We start from the raw sequence: 18,131 nt of genomic DNA on the forward strand, positions 1-18,131 counted from the left end.
TTTCTCTGCAAATAGCCCCGTCCGTCACATCCCTGTCACCTCCCTGACTTAATGTCCCCAGCACTTACCTCCTCCCTCTATATAGAAGGCCAGTGCCGCCATGCCCCGCGCTTCCACCGTCAGCGAACGAGATATCTGGTGCCGGACCATCAGCCTGTTTCTGATCGGTTTCGTTTGCTACGCCCTGCCCTGGTCGGTATTCGCCGCCCTGCCCCCAGCCCCGGACAATGCGCCGGTCCTGCGCATCCAAGGCTCCAATACCATCGGCGCCCGGCTGGGCCCGGCCCTGGTCAAGGGCCTGATGGAAGAACAGGGCCTGCGCGATATCAGGATCACCGCCAGTGGCAAAGACAATGAACAACAGGTGGTGGGGCAAACCGCCCAGGGCCGAGCGGTGCGGGTGGAAGTGGCCGCCCACGGTTCGAGTACCGGCTTTGCCGCTCTGAAAACCGCCCGGGCCGACCTGGCCGCCGCTTCACGGCCGATCAAGGACAGCGAGCTGGTGGACCTTGAAAGCCTGGGGGACCTGAAAAGCCCCAGCGCCGAACAGGTGATCGCCATCGACGGACTGGCAATCATCCTGCATCCGCACAACCCGCTGAACCAACTGAACACCGAGCAACTGGCCCGGCTGTTCAGCGGCGAAGCCAGGACCTGGGAAGAACTGGGTGGCATTGGCGGCGCGGTACATCTCTATGCCCGGGATGACCAGTCCGGCACCTACGACACCTTCAAGGAACTGGTACTCAGCCGTCGCGGTAAGACCCTGGGGCCCGGCGCGAAACGTTTCGAATCCAGCGAGCAGTTGTCCGACGCAGTCAGCCATGACCCCCAGGGTATAGGTTTCATCGGCCTGCCCTATGTGCGCCAGGCCAAGGCGGTGGCCATTGTCGACGGCGACTCACAGCCGATGCTGCCGCTCAACAGCCTGATCGCCACCGAGGATTACCCGCTGTCACGGCGCCTGTACCTGTACCTGCCGCCCAATGGGCAGAACCCCTGGGCCGATGCCCTGGTGAGCTTTGCCCAGGGCAGCAAGGGCCAGGCCATCGTCGCCGCCAACGGCTTTATCGCCCAGACCGTGCAGGCCATGCGCGTCGCTCCCGGCCCGCAGATGCCGGAGGCTTATCAGGCGCTCACCCGCCAGGCGCAGCGCCTGACGGTCAACTTTCGTTTTGAGGAGGGCAGCGCCAGCCTGGACAACAAGGCTCGCCAGGACCTTAATCGGGTACTGGATTACCTGCGCCAGCACGGCAAGATGAACCGCCAGGTGACCCTGGCCGGCTTCGGTGACGCCAAGAACGATCCGGCCCGCGCGGCCCTGCTGTCCAAACTGCGGGCCATGGCGGTACGCCGGGAACTGGTGAAGAGCGGCGTGGTGTTTCGCGAGATTCGCGGCTTTGGCGCCGAGCTGCCGGTAGCGGCCAACAGTGCCGACGAAGGGCGGATCAAGAACCGCCGCGTGGAGGTCTGGGTGTACTGAACTCACAGCGGCCGGCCTTTCGACAGGCCGGCCGCATCGCCCTCAATGCCCGCTGCGCATCAGCTCCTTGGGTACATACTTGCCGATTTCATACTTGCCGATCGCCGCGCGGTGCACCTCATCCGGGCCGTCGGCCAGGCGCAAGGTACGCTGCATCGCATACATGTAGGCCAGCGGGAAGTCGTTGGAGACCCCGGCCCCGCCGTGGATCTGGATCGCCCGGTCGATCACCCGCAGGGCCACGTTCGGCGCCACGACCTTGATCTGGGCAATCTCGCTCTTGGCCACCTTGTTGCCCACGGTGTCCATCATGTACGCGGCCTTCAGCGTCAGCAGCCGGGCCATGTCGATCTCCATCCGCGAGTCGGCGATCTTGTCGATGTTGCCCCCCAGGCGCGCCAGCGGCTTGCCAAAGGCAGTACGGTTCACCGAGCGCTTGCACATCAGTTCCAGCGCCCGCTCCGCCATGCCGATGGAACGCATGCAGTGGTGGATCCGGCCCGGGCCAAGGCGGCCCTGGGCAATCTCGAAACCACGGCCCTCACCCAGCAGCACGTTCTCGTAGGGCACCCGAACGTTGTCGAACAGCACTTCGGCGTGGCCATGGGGTGCGTCGTCGTAGCCGAACACCGGCAACGGGCGAACAATCTTCACCCCGGGGGTATCCACCGGCACCAGGATCATCGAGTGCTGTTGATGGCGCGGCGCATCCGGGTTGCTCAGGCCCATGAAGATCAGGATCTTGCAGCGTGGGTCGCAGGCGCCCGAGGTCCACCATTTCTTGCCGTTGATCAGCCACTGGTCGCCGTCGCGTACCGCACGGGCCGCCATGTTGGTGGCATCGGAGGACGCCACGTCCGGCTCGGTCATGGCGAACGCGGAACGGATCTCGCCGCGCAGCAATGGCTCCAGCCAGCGCTGTTTCTGCTCTTCGTTGGCGTAGCGCACCAGCACTTCCATGTTGCCGGTATCCGGTGCCGAGCAGTTGAAGGGTTCCGGGCCCAACAACGACCGCCCCATGATTTCCGCCAGCGGCGCGTACTCAAGGTTGGTCAGGCCTGCCCCCAACTCCGACTCAGGCAGAAACAAATTCCATAGCCCGGCCTCCTTGGCCTTGAGTTTCAGCTCTTCCATGATGGCGGTCGGCTGCCAGCGATCGCCTTCGGCAACCTGACGCTCGAAGACCGCTTCAGCCGGATAAACATAGGCATCCATGAACGCGGTGACACGCTCACGCAGTTCCTGAACCTTGGGGGAATAGGCGAATTCCATGGGCAGCTCTACCTTTGTGACGATCGGGTGTTGGAGGACTGAAATCGATGCTAGATCAGCTACGAAAATTTACCTAGCCTATTCTCGGCGTGTATTAACATTCATCACCGATATATGATCGGCTGATCCGACAGGCTTCCGAGCCCTCCCACAGGCCCTAACAATAAGAGTGCAGCGCAATGAATCTGAGCAAGGTCGATCTCAACCTCTTCATCGTTTTCGATGCGATCTACACCGAAGCCAACCTGACCCGCGCAGGGCAGATCGTCGGCATCACCCAACCGGCGGTATCCAACGCCCTGGCACGCCTGCGCGAGACCTTCAACGACCCGCTCTTCGTGCGTACCGCCCAGGGCATGGTGCCCACGCCCATGGCGCAGAACATCATCGGGCCGGTGCGCAATGCCCTGTCGCTGCTGCGGGTTTCGGTCCAGGAAAGTCGCATTTTCAACCCCCTGCAAGCGGTCAAGACCTACCGCATCAGCATGACCGACCTCACTGAAGCGGTGATCCTGCCACCGCTGTTCCAGCGCCTGCGGCGCCTGGCGCCGGCGGTGATCATCGAAAGCTTTCTCTCCAAGCGTCGGGAAACCACCAAGGAGCTGGCAGCCGGGCGCCTGGACTTTGCCGTCGACGCACCGCTCAATACCGACCCCCAGGTGCGTCACGTCAAGCTGATGGAAGACCGCTATGTGTGCGCCATGCGCAAGGGCCACCCGCTGGCGGGCAAGGAAAAATTCAGCCTGGACGATTACCTGTCCCTGACCCACATACATATCTCCAGCCGCCGCAGCGGCCTCGGGCATGTCGACCTGGCCCTGGGCAAGATGGGTATCCAGCGCAAGATCGCCCTGCGCTCCCAGCATTACCTGATGGCTTCCCAGGTGCTGCAGCAGACCGACATGGTGATGACCGTACCGGAGCGCTTTGCCCGTCGCCATGAACTGCACGCGTTCAACCTGCCGGTCAATGATGTCCCGCCGGTGGAAACCCACCTGTACTGGCACGAGAGCACCGACCAGGACCCGGCCAACCGCTGGATGCGCGAGCAGATGATCGAGCTCTGCCAGCAGGTCACGGCCTACGAAAAGAAGCTCGACCAGCAGACCGCCTGAGTCCTTTCGCCGGCAAGCCCTCACTGCAGGAGCCGGCTTGCCGGCGAACGGGATCGGCTCGGACTGCTTGACGTATACGTCAACCTGCCTTTAGCTTAGCGCCAAGCCCCCTCTTGAGCGCCTCCATGAGCAGCCAGACCTACAGCATTTCCGACCTCGCCCGCGAGCTCGACATCACCACCCGGGCCATCCGCTTCTATGAAGAGCAGGGCCTGCTCGCTCCCGAACGCCGTGGCCAGGAGCGCATCTATTCGCCCCGGGACAAGGTCAGCCTGAAACTTATCCTGCGGGGCAAGCGCATCGGCTTTTCCCTGGCCGAGTGCCGCGAACTGATCGAGCTCTACGACCCGAGCAGCGGCAACCTGAAGCAGCTGCACAGCATGCTGGCGAAAATCGCCGAGCGTCGCGAACAGCTCGAACAGCAACTGCTCGACATCGAACAGATGAAGCTGGAACTGGACACCGCCGAAGAGCGCTGCACCCAGGCGCTGGAACAGACCATCCTGAACCAGAAAAGCACCGCCCGATAATCATCGGCACACCTGCGCCCGGGCGCCGGTATCCGCCACTCCCTATAAGAAGGTGAACCTCTATGTCACTCCCCAGCCATGTACGCCTGATCGAAGTCGGCCCCCGCGACGGCCTGCAGAACGAAGCCCAGCCCATCAGCGTCGAAGACAAGGTGCAATTGGTGGATGCCCTCGCCGCCGCCGGCCTGGGCTACATAGAAGTCGGCAGTTTCGTGTCTCCCAAATGGGTGCCGCAGATGGCCGGTTCAGCCGAGGTCTTCGCCCGTATCCAGCGCAAGCCCGGGGTTGTCTATGGCGCACTGGCGCCCAACCTGCGGGGGTTCGAAGATGCCCTGGCGGCTGGGGTCAAGGAAGTGGCGGTGTTCGCCGCGGCCTCGCAAGCCTTCTCCCAGCGCAACATCAACTGCTCCATCAGCGAAAGCCTGGAACGCTTCGTGCCGATCATGGACGCCGCCAAGCAGCACGGCATCAGCGTGCGCGGTTACGTGTCGTGCGTGCTGGGCTGCCCTTATGAAGGTGAAGTGGCCCCGGAACAGGTGGCCATGGTCGCCCGCGAACTGCATGACATGGGCTGTTACGAGGTCTCTCTGGGCGACACCATTGGTACCGGCACCGCCGGTGCCACCCGGCGCATGTTCGAGGTGGTGGGCGCCCAGGTACCACGGGAAAAACTCGCCGGGCACTTCCACGACACCTACGGCCAGGCCCTGGCCAATGTCTACGCCAGCCTGCTGGAAGGCATCGCGGTGTTCGACAGCTCGATCGCCGGCCTCGGCGGCTGCCCCTATGCCAAGGGCGCCAGCGGAAACGTCGCCACCGAAGACGTGCTCTACCTGCTCAATGGCCTGGGCATCCATACCGGTATCGACATGGACCGCCTGATCGACGCCGGCCGGCAGATCTGTAACGTGCTGGGGCGCCCCACCGGCTCCCGCGTGGCCAAGGCGCGTAACGCCAGCTGAGGCATTGTGCGGCCGGGTGTTACCGGCCACTCCGATCAGGGGAGGGAACGAGTAACACGGAAACAGTTTGTCGAATTTGTTGCGGTACAGATTGTCCTACAAAATTATCAAGTCATTGATTTTAAATGACTTTAAAAAGTTGGCACGGCTTCTGCTATCTCTATGGCATAACAAGAATAAAAAGCAGCAAACCTAATAAAAATAAGACGTAACGACTCTGAGATAACAAAAACAACACGGCAGAGACGCAGCTAACAGATTTTTTTGGAGAGGATGCACTGTGCAGGAGGGCTTGCAAGAGCCACCCGCAACCGGTCAGAGAACAATAAAACTACCCTGAGGTAGCTCCCGAACTGGTTGGATCGCCCTGGCGAAACATTGAATCAGCGCTCAAAAAAATACGTTTGCTCTTGATCCCGGATGGGGATCGCCAAAAACAGCAGTAAAGGGCAACGGTTGCCAAAAACAACAATAGACCGCCCCTCAATAATAAAAAAAGAGCACGCAACGACAAAATTAAAGGGGAGCTTCGGCTCCCCTTTGTGCTTTCTGCGATCCCTCTTTGCTGCCCATAAAGCGTGCACCGGCGCCGATGCACGCGCCATCCGGGTTCACCCCTTGTTCATGCGCTCACGCAGCTCCTCGATGCTGATTTCGCGCATGCGGAACTTCTGGATCTTACCGGTCACGGTCATGGGAAACTCTTCAACGAACTTGAAGTAACGCGGCGTCTTGAAGTGCGCGATACGCTCCTTGCACCAGGTCTGCAGCTCCAGCTCATTGGCCGAATGGCCGGGGTGGAACTTGATCCAGGCGACGATCTCCTCGCCGTACCTGTCGCAGGGGATGCCGATTACCTGCACATCGGCCACCGCAGGATGGGTGAAGAAGAACTCTTCCAGCTCTCGTGGATAAATGTTCTCGCCACCGCGAATGATCATGTCCTTGTTGCGCCCGGCAATGCACACGTACCCCTGCTGGTTCATGGTGGCCAGGTCACCGGTATGCATCCAGCCGGCCTGATCGATGGACTCGCGGGTGCCCTCAGGGTTGTTCCAGTAACCGAGCATGACGCTGTAGCCCCGGGTGCACAGCTCACCGATGGTGCCGCGGGGCACCACATTGCCGGCCTCATCGATGATCTTGCTCTCCAGGTGCGGCTGGGTCCGGCCGACGGTGGTCACCCGCAGTTCCAGGTCGTCGTCCGGCCCGGTCTGCAGCGACACCGGGCTGGTTTCGGTCATGCCGTAGGCGATCTGCACTTCGCTCATGTGCATTTCGCTGATCACCCGGCGCATCACCTCGATCGGGCAGGTGGCCCCGGCCATGATCCCGGTCCGCAGGCTCGACAGGTCGAACTCGCTGCGTCGGGGCTGATCGAGCACAGCGATAAACATCGTGGGTACGCCGTACAGGCCGGTGGCGCGCTCTTCGGCCACCGCAGTCAAGGTCAGCAGCGGGTCAAAGGCGTCATTGGGATAGATCATGGTGGTGCCGTGGGTGATGCACCCCAGGTTGCCCATGACCATGCCGAAGCAGTGGTACAGCGGCACCGGGATCACCAGCCGGTCGGCAGCAGTCAGGCCCAGGCTCTCCCCCACCATGTAACCGTTGTTGAGGATGTTGTAGTGGCTCAGGGTCGCACCCTTGGGGAAACCGGTGGTGCCGGAGGTGTACTGGATATTCACCGGCTGGTCGAAATCCAGGCTGTCCTGGCGCGCCTGCAACTGCTCGGCCGTAGCCCCCGCCCCCAGCGCCGATAGCTGCGACCAGGGCAGGAAACCCGACGGCGGCTGCGCATCCAGGCTGATCACCCCGCGCAGCTCGGGTAACCGCTCGCTGTGCAATTGGCCGATGGACTGTTGTGCCAGCTCGGGCACCAGGCCCTGGAGCATGCCGTGGTAATCGGACGTCTTGAAGGCTCCAGCGCAGATCAGCCACTGGCAGCCGGACTGCCTGAGCACATACTCCAGCTCGGAACTGCGGTAGGCCGGATTGATGTTCACCAGAATCGCGCCGATCTTGGCGCTGGCGAACTGGGCGATGCACCACTGGGCGCAGTTGGGGGCCCAGATCCCCAGGCGATCGCCGGTCTTGAGCCCCAGGGCCAGCAGCGCCCGGGCATGCAGGTCGACCGCCTCGCGCAGTTGCTGCCAGGTGTAGCGCAGCTGCTGGTGGCGCACCACCAGAGCCTCACCCTGGGGATAGGCGGCGACGGTGTTATCGAAAGCCTGGCCGATGGTCAACGCCAGCAGCGGCTGGTCTTGCGTACCACGGGTGTAACTGCGATCCGGCTGGAAACCCGAGTGTTCCATGACGACCCCTATTGTCTTTATTAGTGGGTGTGCAGGAGCCAGGCGAAAGGTGCAAAACAGCCTGGCTCCAATCGAAAGCCTCGCTACTCTGGCGCAAGTTGACGTTTACGTAAAGGGCGATTGACAGCCATCGGTCGCGGGTTTACGTTAACGTAAAGGTGAGAGCCCGGCCGCGCCGCTCTCGACATCCTGTTCCCTCAATAAAAACAAGTTTGAAGGTGCCCCGCCATGAGTTACCCGACCCTGAACTTCGCCCTCGGTGAAACCATCGACATGCTGCGCCAACAGGTCCAGGCCTTCGTCAAGGCGGAGCTGGCACCCCGGGCAGCGCAGATCGACGTCGACAACCTGTTCCCCGCCGACATGTGGCGCAAATTCGGCGACATGGGCCTCTTGGGCATCACCGTGGCGGAAGAATACGGTGGCGCCGGCCTGGGTTACCTGGCGCACGTGGTGGCCATGGAAGAGGTCAGCCGCGGCTCGGCCTCGGTGGCGCTGTCCTACGGCGCGCACTCCAACCTCTGCGTGAACCAGATCAACCGCAACGGCAACCACGAACAGAAGAGCAAATACCTGCCCAAGCTGATCAGCGGCGAACACATCGGCGCTCTGGCCATGAGCGAACCCAATGCCGGCTCCGACGTGGTGTCGATGAAGCTGCGGGCCGACAAACGCGGCGACCATTTCGTGCTCAACGGCAGCAAGACCTGGATCACCAACGGCCCCGACGCCAACACCTATGTGATCTACGCCAAGACCGACCTGGAGAAAGGCCCCCACGGCATCACCGCGTTCATCGTCGAGCGCGACTGGAAAGGCTTCAGCCGCAGCAACAAGTTCGACAAGCTGGGCATGCGCGGCTCCAACACCTGCGAGCTGTTCTTCGATGACGTGGAAGTGCCGGAGGAAAACATCCTCGGCGTGCTCAATGGTGGCGTCAAAGTGCTGATGAGCGGCCTCGACTACGAGCGCGTGGTGCTCTCCGGCGGCCCCACCGGGATCATGCAGGCCTGCATGGACCTGGTGGTGCCCTACATCCACGACCGCAAGCAGTTCGGCCAGAGCATCGGCGAATTCCAGCTGATCCAGGGCAAGATCGCCGACATGTACACCCAGCTCAACGCCAGCCGCGCCTACCTGTATGCGGTGGCCCAAGCCTGCGAGCGCGGCGAAACCACCCGCAAGGATGCCGCCGGAGTGATCCTCTACAGCGCCGAGCGCGCGACCCAGATGGCCCTCGACGCAATCCAGATCCTGGGCGGCAACGGCTACATCAATGAATTCCCCGCCGGCCGCCTGCTGCGCGACGCCAAGCTCTACGAGATCGGCGCCGGCACCAGCGAGATCCGCCGCATGCTGATCGGTCGCGAACTGTTCAACGAAACCCGCTAACGGAGCTGTCCATGGCTATCTTGCATACCCAGCTCAACCCGCGCTCGGCGGAGTTCGTGGCCAACAGCGAGGCGATGCTGGCCCAGGTCGACGCCTTGCACAGCCTGCTCGCCCAGGTCCAGCAAGGCGGCGGCGCCAAGGCCCAGGAGCGCCACACTTCGCGGGGCAAGCTGCTGCCCCGCGAGCGCATCAACCGCCTGCTCGACCCCGGCTCGCCGTTCCTGGAAATCAGCGCCCTGGCCGCCTATGAGGTCTACGGCGAAGACGTACCCGCCGCAGGCGTGATTGCCGGTATCGGCCGGGTGGAAGGCGTCGAATGCATGATCGTGGCCAACGACGCCACGGTGAAAGGCGGTTCCTATTACCCGCTGACGGTGAAAAAGCACCTGCGGGCGCAGACCATCGCCCAGCAGAACCGCCTGCCGTGCATCTACCTGGTGGACTCCGGCGGCGCCAACCTGCCGCGCCAGGATGAAGTGTTCCCGGACCGCGAGCACTTCGGGCGGATCTTCTTCAACCAGGCCAACATGAGCGCTCAGGGCATCCCGCAGATCGCCGTGGTGATGGGCTCCTGCACCGCCGGGGGTGCCTATGTTCCGGCCATGGCCGACGAAGCCATCATGGTCCGTGAACAAGCCACTATCTTTCTCGCCGGCCCGCCCCTGGTGAAAGCCGCTACCGGCGAAGTGGTAAGTGCCGAGGACCTGGGCGGCGCCGATGTGCATTGCAAGATTTCCGGGGTCGCCGACCACTATGCCGAGAGCGACGAACACGCCCTGGCCCTGGCCCGGCGCAGCGTGGCCAACCTCAACTGGCATAAACAGGGCCAATTGCAACAACGCACGCCGATCGCTCCGCTGTATGCCCGCGACGAACTCTATGGCGTGGTCCCGGCCGATCCCAAGCAGCCGTTCGATGTACGTGAAGTCATCGCCCGGCTGGTGGACGGTTCGGTATTCGATGAGTTCAAGGCCCTGTTCGGCACCACCCTGGTCTGCGGCTTCGCCCACCTGCACGGCTACCCGGTGGCCATCCTCGCCAACAACGGCATCCTCTTCGCCGAAGCCGCGCAAAAAGGCGCGCACTTCATCGAACTGGCCTGCCAGCGCGGGATTCCGCTGCTGTTCCTGCAGAACATCACCGGTTTCATGGTGGGGCAGAAATATGAGGCTGGCGGCATCGCCAAGCACGGCGCCAAGCTGGTGACCGCAGTGGCCTGCGCCCAGGTACCGAAGTTCACGGTGATCATCGGCGGCAGTTTCGGTGCCGGCAACTACGGCATGTGCGGCCGGGCCTATGACCCGCGCTTCCTGTGGATGTGGCCCAACGCGCGCATCGGCGTGATGGGGGCCGAGCAGGCCGCCGGAGTCCTGGTGCAGGTCAAGCGCGAACAGGCCGAGCGCGGCGGGCAAAGCTTCGACGCCGCCCAGGAAGCCCAGATCAAACAGCCGATCCTCGACCAGTACGAGCATCAGGGGCACCCCTACTACTCCAGCGCACGGCTCTGGGATGACGGCGTCATCGACCCGGCGCAAACCCGTGACGTACTGGCCCTGGCCCTGTCTGCGGCCCTCAACGCCCCCATCGAACAGAGCCGCTTCGGCGTGTTCCGCATGTAATCCTGCGCGAGAAGAACATGAGCGACTTCAATACCCTGGAACTGCTGCGTGACCCTCGAGGCTTCGCCACCCTGTGGCTCAGCCGCGAAGACAAGAACAACGCCTTCAACGCCGAAATGATCCGTGAACTGATCCTCGCCCTGGATCAGGTGCAGGGCGACCCGAGCCTGCGCTTCCTGCTGCTGCGCGGGCGCGGCCGGCATTTCAGCGCCGGCGCCGACCTGGCCTGGATGCAGCAATCGGCCGAGCTCGACTACCACACCAACCTCGACGACGCCCGGGAACTGGCGGAGCTGATGTACAACCTGGCCAAGCTGAAGATCCCGACCCTGGCGGTGGTGCAAGGCGCGGCCTTTGGCGGGGCCCTGGGCCTGATCAGTTGCTGCGACATGGCCATTGGCAGTGACGAGGCGCAGTTCTGCCTCTCCGAAGTGCGCATCGGCCTGGCACCAGCGGTCATCAGCCCGTTCGTGGTCCAGGCCATCGGCGAACGCGCTGCCCGCCGCTATGCCCTCACCGCCGAACGCTTTGGCGGCCAGCGGGCGCGGGAAATCGGTCTCCTGGCAGAAAGCTATCCCGCCGCAGAGCTGGATCAACAGGTCCAGCAGTGGGTCGACAATCTGCTGCTCAACAGTCCCCAGGCGATGCGCGCCAGCAAGGACCTGCTGCGGGAAGTGGGCAACGGCGCGTTGACCACCGCCCTGCGTCGCTATTGCGAAAACGCCATCGCCCGCATCCGGGTCAGCGCCGAAGGCCAGGAAGGCCTGCGGGCATTCCTGGAAAAACGCCCGCCCAGCTGGCAGTCCGAGACCACGTCCAAGGAGTCCCGTTGATGAGCGCCCCTGTTCTAGACACCCTGCTGGTGGCCAACCGTGGCGAGATCGCCTGCCGGGTGATGCGCACCGCCAAGGCCCTGGGCCTGACCACCGTGGCCGTGCACAGCGCTACCGACCGCGACGCCCGGCACAGCCGTGAAGCGGATATCCGCGTGGACCTGGGCGGCAGCAAGGCTGCCGACAGCTACCTGCAGATCGACAAGCTGATTGCCGCCGCCCGGGCCAGCGGCGCCCAGGCCATCCATCCCGGGTATGGGTTTCTCTCGGAGAACGCCGGTTTTGCCCGAGCCATCGAAGCCGCCGGGCTGATTTTCCTCGGCCCGCCTGCCGCGGCCATCGACGCCATGGGCAGCAAGTCGGCAGCCAAGGCGCTGATGGAAACCGCCGGGGTGCCCCTGGTTCCGGGTTACCACGGTGAAGCCCAGGACCTGGAAACCTTCCGCAATGCCGCCGAACGCATCGGCTACCCGGTGCTGCTCAAGGCCACCGCGGGCGGTGGCGGCAAGGGCATGAAAGTCGTCGAGGACGTCAGCCAACTGGCCGAAGCCCTGGCCTCGGCCCAGCGCGAAGCCCAGTCGTCCTTCGGCGATTCGCGGATGCTGGTGGAAAAGTACCTGCTCAAGCCACGGCACGTGGAGATCCAGGTGTTTGCCGACCAGCACGGCAACTGCCTGTACCTCAACGAACGCGACTGTTCGATCCAGCGCCGCCACCAGAAAGTGGTCGAGGAAGCTCCGGCCCCGGGCCTCAGCCCCCAACTGCGCAAGGCAATGGGCGAAGCCGCGGTGCGCGCGGCCCAGGCCATTGGCTACGTGGGCGCCGGCACCGTGGAGTTTCTCCTGGATGCCCGTGGCGAGTTCTTCTTCATGGAGATGAACACCCGATTGCAGGTGGAACACCCGGTCACCGAGGCCATCACTGGCCTGGACCTGGTGGCCTGGCAGATCCGCGTGGCCCGCGGCGAAACCCTGCCCATCAGCCAGGAGCAGGTGCCACTGCGCGGGCATGCGATCGAAGTACGGCTGTATGCCGAAGACCCGGCCAACGACTTTCTTCCGGCCACCGGGCGCCTGGAGCTGTACCGCGAATCGGTTGCAGGCCCCGGTCGGCGGGTGGACAGCGGTGTCGAGGAAGGCGACAGCGTTTCGCCCTTCTACGACCCGATGCTGGGCAAGCTCATTGCCTGGGGCGAAGACCGCGAGCAGGCGCGCCTGCGGTTGCTGAGCATGCTCGACGAGTTCGTCATCGGTGGCCTGAAGACCAACCTGGCGTTTCTACGGCGCATCATTGCCCACCCGGCCTTTGCCGAAGCGCAGCTGGATACCGGCTTTATCCCTCGCTATCAGGAGCAGTTGCTGCCAGCCGCAGGCGAGCTGAGTGCAGACTTCTGGCAAGCCGCCGCCCACGCCTTCAGCCAGAGCCAGCCGCCACGCACACGAAGCGATGATCCCGACTCGCCATGGTCCGCCATCAACGGCTGGCGCAACGGCCTGCCAGCGCAAACCAGCCTGCACCTGAGCTGCGCCGGCCAGGATCAGGCCATCAGCCTTGGCGCTCGCACTGCGGCCTTTGAGCTGCAGGGCGAGCACCTATGGACAGAGCAACAGGGACTGCGCCGCGAGCACCGGGCCATCCGTCGCGGCGACACCCTGTACCTGAACTGGCAGGGCGACACACATGCCGTCAGCGCCTATGACCCGATTGCCGCGGCCGAAGCCAGCCATAGCCAGCAAGGCGGGCTGACTGCGCCGATGAATGGCAGCATCGTTCGGATATTGGTCAGCCCGGGGCAAAGCGTCGAGGCCGGTACGCAATTGGTGGTGCTGGAAGCCATGAAGATGGAGCACAGCATTCGTGCACCCCAGGCCGGGGTCATCAAGGCGCTGTATTGCCAGGAAGGCGAAATGGTCAGCGAAGGCAGTGCACTGGTGGAGTTGGAATAACTCCCAAGTAAGAAAGCCCCTTTCTGTTTGCAGGAAGGGGCTTCTAGGGAAAGTTAAAACTTCGCAGTAGCTTGTACGACTACACCAATAATCCGGCACTTGTCGCTGTAGAGCATCTTCGGATAAGTAGGATTGAGCGGAACCAGGTAACGCAAACCACCCTCTTGCACCAACTTGCGGAAGATCGCCTCGTCACTACCAGGACACTGTACAACCACCAACTTCCCGGGTTCGGCGCCAATCGCCGGATCCACCAGGATCAGCATGTCCTGGCTGATGCTCAGACCGCTGGGAGCGATCATCGCATCGCCGACCACCACCAGCCAGAATGCCGCGCCCCGGGCCTGATAGTCGGAAAGCTCGTAGCGCTCCGGCACGTAGGCAGGCTGCCCGTCTTCGCGAACCTCGCCGGCCACCCGCCAATCGCTCACCGGGTAACGGAAGTACGGGTTGTACTTGTTGAGCAGCGCAGGCCCGTCTGCCAGAGGCTCGCCATCGTCTCCTAGCAAGGGTTTCTCGCGGACCACCAGGGCCACTTCGAGAAAGCCCATGCCGATCTCTTCCAGCACCCGGTTCATGTCTTCGATCTTCGGTTGGCGGCGCTTGCTCAACCAGTGACCGATACCCCCTTGAGACATGCCCAGGCGCTCGGCGAGCTTTTCCTGTGTGACCTTGCGGCCTTTCATGTTGGCTTTGACCAACTCGATCCATTTGTCCATGGGCCGAACAATACGTTGTGTATTTCCAGCCTCAACACACAACTTGTAGTATTTGAAATCCCGTCACAATTACAATGTGTATTAACATCGGCCTACCCCTCTTTCCTTTCTCAGACAGGGCAGAACACTTCATGAACACAAGCAGCAAGGACGTGCCGGAACTCGATACAGAGACCACATTAAGCTCACTCAAGGACAGCCAGGCTGCCCGACGCGCAATGGACTATTACTTGAAGCCGGCCATTACCGAGTCAGACAAGGAAGAGAAGTTCTTCGAAATCAGGCGCAGCCTGAGCAGCGAGGAAGCCATGATCCACGCTTCCGACCTGCTGCGCTGTGCAGCGGCCACCGCCTACGATGCAGCGGACAATCTGCGGGGAGCCAATCGCGACCTGGCGTTTTCAGTGGTGCACATGATCGATCTGGCCAAGGCCCTGGTGGACAAATCACTGGAAAGCCAGCGCGTTGAGTCGAACTGAAGCCCTGCGCACGGCTGGACGTGAAGCCAGCGACGGGAAAAAACGGAAGTGGAAAAAATATTTTCCGGAAGGCGGGGAAAAACATTTGACTTGCAAATGATAATGATTATTATTGCAAGCAACTGGTCGCGAGATCAGTCGATAGCCCAAAGGACCTTAGGTCGGACCTTTGGATTATCTCCTCATCAGGCTAATCACGGTTTTTGACCCGGCTTTTTGCCGGGTCTTTTTTTTTGCCAGTTTTTCTGGCTTGGCTTCAGGCTAATGAAGACTGTAGGTGTCGCAAAAAATAATGGCGGCGATGATAGCAAAAGAATGTCCTTTTGCAAGCAAACGCCCGTCGTGAAAGCCTCGCAAATCAAAAAGTAGCGCTTGAGAATCAATCGCATAGCCACTAAGCTTCGTCTGCGTCAAGGACGACGCCCCCCTTCTTTTACCCCCCCTTCTGTGTAGAGTAGCGCTCATAACAATCCTGATAAGGAATCGATTATGACCGTGGGCAATCACACTTCTTTTGATATTTGCGCTGATTTCGACAGTGGCAACATCGACGTACTGGATATCAGCAACCCGTTGCAGGCACTGCTGGCCATCCGCCCGGATACCCGCAGCCCGCACTTCCAGTGGTTTCATTTCAAGGTCAGCGGCCTGCATGTCGGCCAGGAACACTGGTTTCGCCTGACCAACGCCAGCCAGTCCTCCTACAACAAAGCCTGGACCGGCTACCAGGCAGTGGCCTCCTACGACCATGTGAACTGGTTTCGCGTACCGACGATCTTCGAAGGCGACGCCTTGCGCTTCAACCTGGAAGCCACCCAGACCCATGCCTGGTTCGCCTACTTCGAACCCTACAGCCGTGGCCGCCACGACTGGCTGATCGACCAGGCCCTGACCAAGGCCGGCACCGAGTTGCTGGCCGTGGGTAAAAGCGTCGAAGGCCGGGACATCCAGTTGCTGCGCAAAGGCAGCGGCGCGCCAGGCCAACGCAAGATCTGGATCATCGCCCAGCAGCATCCCGGTGAGCACATGGCCGAATGGTTCATGGAGGGCGTGATCGAGCGCCTGTTCCGTCACGATGATGCGGAGCTCAACGCGCTACTGGCCAAGGCCGACCTGTACCTGGTGCCGAACATGAACCCCGACGGCGCATTCCACGGCCACTTGCGCACCAACGCCCAGGGCCAGGACCTGAACCGTGCCTGGCAGACCGCCAGCCAGGAACTCAGCCCGGAAGTGCTGTTCGTCCAGCAGCAGATGGAACAATACGGCGTCGACCTGTTTCTCGATGTGCACGGCGATGAAGAGATTCCCCACGTGTTCACCGCCGGCTGCGAAGGCAACCCGGGCTATACCCCGCGACTGGAGAAGCTCGAGGAGCATTTCCGCAGCCACCTGAAACGCCAGACCCGGGACTTCCAGACCACCCACGGCTACACCCGGGACAAACCCGGCCAGGCCAACATGGCCCTGGCCTGCAATGCCGTCGGGGAAAAGTACGACTGCCTGGCCCTGACCCTGGAAATGCCCTTCAAGGACCACGATGACAACCCCAACCCGCTCACCGGCTGGTCGGGCAAACGCTCCATGCAACTGGGCAAGGATGTGCTGAGCACCCTGGCCGACCTGGTGGATCACCTGCGCTGAACCCGACTCAGGGCTGCGCCCCCCGTTGCGCAGCCCTCAGTCACCCTCCCCGACCGGCACCCGCCGGCAATCCTCCGGCCCCAGCAAGCGCCCGTCCGCCGAGCGCAGTTCCAGCGCGCGCAACGGCTGCCCGGTCTGCCGGTCGACCATCCGTGAATGCGCTTCGCCTTCCTGGTAGAAAAACGCTTCGCCCCATTGGCGCAAGCCGATGATCAGGGGAAACAGCCCCCTGCCCTTTTCCGTCAGCACGTACTCCTGGTAGGCACTGCCATCGGACGCCGGGACAACCTCGAACACCCCATGTTCCACCAGGGTCCGCAGGCGTGTGGCCAGGATGTTCTTGGCCATGCCGAGGTTGCGCTGGAACTCGCCAAAACGGCGGATTCCGTCAAAGGCATCCCGCACGATCAGCAGCGACCACCAGTCGCCAATGGCGTCCAGTGAGCGGGCAACCGGGCACTCGGCATCTTGCAGGCTGGTGCGCTTGACCATGTAGGGCATTCTCCGATCAGGCCAAAGGAAAGTGGTTGCAATATAAAACCACGATCTTTACCGTACAACTGGTTTCATTATGAAACTAAAAACCGGAGCCCAACATGTCAGCCAATTCTTCCCCTCACGCCTCGCCTGCTCTTTCCACCAAAGTGGTGCTGCTGTTCGCCATCGCCTGCGGTCTGGCGGTGGGTAACGTCTACTACGCCCAGCCACTGCTGGATGCCATGGCTCATACCTTCGACCTGGCGCCGGCCACCGTGGGCATCGTCATCACCCTGACCCAGGTCGGCTATGGCCTGGGCCTGCTGTTGCTGGTGCCCTTGGGGGACCTGTACAACCGGCGACGGCTGATCGTGACCCAGACCCTGCTCTCGGTGCTGGCCCTGCTCACCGTGGCCCTGGCCCCGAGCAGCGCCTGGCTGCTGCTGGGCATGGCCTGCATCGGCCTGCTGGCGGTGGTAACCCAGGTACTGGTGGCCTACGCCGCCAACCTGGCCCCGGCAGCGCAACGCGGCCGAACCGTGGGCATGGTCACCAGCGGCGTGGTGGTAGGCATCCTGCTGGCCCGTACCGTGGCCGGGACCATGGCCGACCTGGCGGGCTGGCGTTCGGTCTATCTGTTGTCCGCCGGGCTGACCCTGCTGGTGGCCCTGGCCCTGTGGAAAACCCTGCCTACCCGCGAGCAACCCAAGGCCACCCAGGGTTACGGGCAATTGCTCGGTTCGCTGCTGCAACTGTTCAGGGAGGAAAAAGTGCTGCGGGACCGGGCGGTGCTGGCGATGCTGATCTTCGCCGCCGGCACCGTGCTGTGGACGCCATTGGTGTTGCCATTGAGTGCCCCGCCACTGTCCTTGTCCCACACCGAGATCGGCCTGTTCGGCCTCGCCGGCGCGGCAGGCGCCCTGGGCGCGGCACGGGCCGGGCACCTGGCCGACCGCGGCCTGGCGCAGTGGACCAGCGGCCTGGCACTGGGCCTGATGCTGCTGTCCTGGCTGCCCATTGCCTTCACTCAATCGTCCCTGTGGGCCCTGCTGTTCGGGGTAATCAGCTTCGACCTGGGCCTGCAGGCCGTGCACGTCACCAGCCAGAGCCTGATCTACAGCGTGCGCCCCGAGGCGCAGAGCCGACTGGCCGCCGGCTACATGCTGTTCTATTCCCTGGGCAGCGCCGCAGGTTCCATCGCCGCCACCGCCACCTACGCTTGGGCCGGCTGGACCGGGGTCTGCCTGCTGGGGGCCGGGATCAACGGCGTGGCGCTGATCTACTGGCTATGGAGCCTGGCCCCGGGCAAAGCCGCGGCCAGGGTGCGTTGCGCCACTTGAGCCCG

15 protein-coding genes are annotated in these 18,131 nt (G+C 62.7%); 11 read left to right on the forward strand and 4 right to left on the reverse strand.

What is annotated here, in order from left to right:
- The first annotated feature begins 100 nt into the window (after window positions 1-100).
- On the forward strand, window positions 101-1,483 hold the full coding sequence (locus AC1RGE_RS09895; RefSeq protein ID WP_019092828.1) for a substrate-binding domain-containing protein: 1,383 nt from the start codon (window positions 101-103) through the stop codon (window positions 1,481-1,483).
- 42 nt (window positions 1,484-1,525) lie between these two features.
- Here AC1RGE_RS09895 and AC1RGE_RS09900 read toward each other — a convergent pair whose 3' ends face one another.
- Window positions 1,526-2,755 carry an acyl-CoA dehydrogenase gene (locus AC1RGE_RS09900; protein ID WP_011062218.1) on the reverse strand — a complete coding sequence of 410 codons (1,230 nt, stop codon included), beginning with the start codon at window positions 2,753-2,755 and terminating at the stop codon, window positions 1,526-1,528.
- 179 nt (window positions 2,756-2,934) lie between these two features.
- Here AC1RGE_RS09900 and AC1RGE_RS09905 point away from each other — a divergent pair, with 179 nt between their 5' ends.
- The 3 genes from AC1RGE_RS09905 to AC1RGE_RS09915 all read left to right on the forward strand — a co-directional run bounded on the left by AC1RGE_RS09905 (window position 2,935) and on the right by AC1RGE_RS09915 (window position 5,362).
- On the forward strand, window positions 2,935-3,870 hold the full coding sequence (locus tag AC1RGE_RS09905) for a LysR family transcriptional regulator (protein ID WP_011062219.1): 936 nt from the start codon (window positions 2,935-2,937) through the stop codon (window positions 3,868-3,870).
- 125 nt (window positions 3,871-3,995) lie between these two features.
- A complete protein-coding gene (locus AC1RGE_RS09910) occupies window positions 3,996-4,400 on the forward strand; it encodes a MerR family transcriptional regulator (RefSeq protein WP_011062220.1) in 405 nt (134 codons plus the stop codon).
- A 62-nt stretch (window positions 4,401-4,462) separates the two neighbouring features.
- On the forward strand, window positions 4,463-5,362 hold the full coding sequence (locus AC1RGE_RS09915; protein ID WP_019092827.1) for a hydroxymethylglutaryl-CoA lyase: 900 nt from the start codon (window positions 4,463-4,465) through the stop codon (window positions 5,360-5,362).
- A gap of 611 nt (window positions 5,363-5,973) precedes the next feature.
- Here the strand turns inward: AC1RGE_RS09915 and AC1RGE_RS09920 are convergent.
- On the reverse strand, window positions 5,974-7,677 hold the full coding sequence (locus AC1RGE_RS09920; RefSeq protein WP_072452704.1) for an AMP-binding protein: 1,704 nt from the start codon (window positions 7,675-7,677) through the stop codon (window positions 5,974-5,976).
- Between the two features lie 228 nt (window positions 7,678-7,905).
- On the opposite strand from AC1RGE_RS09920, the gene AC1RGE_RS09925 reads away from it, so the two are divergent.
- From AC1RGE_RS09925 to AC1RGE_RS09940, 4 genes are read left to right on the forward strand one after another with little or no spacing between them, the layout of a single operon-like run.
- Window positions 7,906-9,069, forward strand: a complete 1,164-nt coding sequence (locus tag AC1RGE_RS09925) for an isovaleryl-CoA dehydrogenase (RefSeq protein WP_011062223.1) — start codon at window positions 7,906-7,908, stop codon at window positions 9,067-9,069.
- Between the two features lie 11 nt (window positions 9,070-9,080).
- Window positions 9,081-10,688 (forward strand): carboxyl transferase domain-containing protein, encoded by a 1,608-nt coding sequence (locus AC1RGE_RS09930; protein ID WP_015636317.1) that lies wholly within the window; start codon window positions 9,081-9,083, stop codon window positions 10,686-10,688.
- A 17-nt stretch (window positions 10,689-10,705) separates the two neighbouring features.
- On the forward strand, window positions 10,706-11,521 hold the full coding sequence (locus tag AC1RGE_RS09935; RefSeq protein WP_011062225.1) for a gamma-carboxygeranoyl-CoA hydratase: 816 nt from the start codon (window positions 10,706-10,708) through the stop codon (window positions 11,519-11,521).
- Window positions 11,521-13,467 (forward strand): acetyl/propionyl/methylcrotonyl-CoA carboxylase subunit alpha, encoded by a 1,947-nt coding sequence (locus AC1RGE_RS09940; protein WP_492584127.1) that lies wholly within the window; start codon window positions 11,521-11,523, stop codon window positions 13,465-13,467. The genes AC1RGE_RS09935 and AC1RGE_RS09940 overlap by 1 nt, the downstream gene beginning before the upstream one ends.
- A 53-nt stretch (window positions 13,468-13,520) precedes the next feature.
- Here the strand turns inward: AC1RGE_RS09940 and AC1RGE_RS09945 are convergent, their stop codons facing one another.
- Window positions 13,521-14,186: a LexA family protein gene (locus tag AC1RGE_RS09945; protein ID WP_011062227.1), complete on the reverse strand. Its 666-nt coding sequence runs from the start codon at window positions 14,184-14,186 to the stop codon at window positions 13,521-13,523.
- A 131-nt stretch (window positions 14,187-14,317) separates the two neighbouring features.
- Between AC1RGE_RS09945 and AC1RGE_RS09950 the strand changes: the two genes are divergently transcribed.
- The gene (locus AC1RGE_RS09950) at window positions 14,318-14,665 is read left to right on the forward strand and encodes a DUF6124 family protein (RefSeq protein ID WP_015636319.1); all 348 of its coding nucleotides are present in this window, start codon (window positions 14,318-14,320) and stop codon (window positions 14,663-14,665) included.
- Between the two features lie 489 nt (window positions 14,666-15,154).
- Complete coding sequence (locus AC1RGE_RS09955; protein ID WP_011062229.1) at window positions 15,155-16,309, forward strand: M14 family metallopeptidase; 1,155 nt, start codon at window positions 15,155-15,157, stop codon at window positions 16,307-16,309.
- A gap of 36 nt (window positions 16,310-16,345) precedes the next feature.
- On the opposite strand, the gene AC1RGE_RS09960 is transcribed toward AC1RGE_RS09955, so the two are convergent.
- Window positions 16,346-16,801, reverse strand: a complete 456-nt coding sequence (locus AC1RGE_RS09960; protein WP_011062230.1) for a winged helix-turn-helix transcriptional regulator — start codon at window positions 16,799-16,801, stop codon at window positions 16,346-16,348.
- 104 nt (window positions 16,802-16,905) lie between these two features.
- Here AC1RGE_RS09960 and AC1RGE_RS09965 point away from each other — a divergent pair, with 104 nt between their 5' ends.
- The gene (locus tag AC1RGE_RS09965; RefSeq protein WP_123577708.1) at window positions 16,906-18,126 is read left to right on the forward strand and encodes an MFS transporter; all 1,221 of its coding nucleotides are present in this window, start codon (window positions 16,906-16,908) and stop codon (window positions 18,124-18,126) included.
- Window positions 18,127-18,131: the final 5 nt, after the last annotated feature.

Source organism: Pseudomonas sp. GW823-FHT02C05 (genome assembly GCF_058797595.1).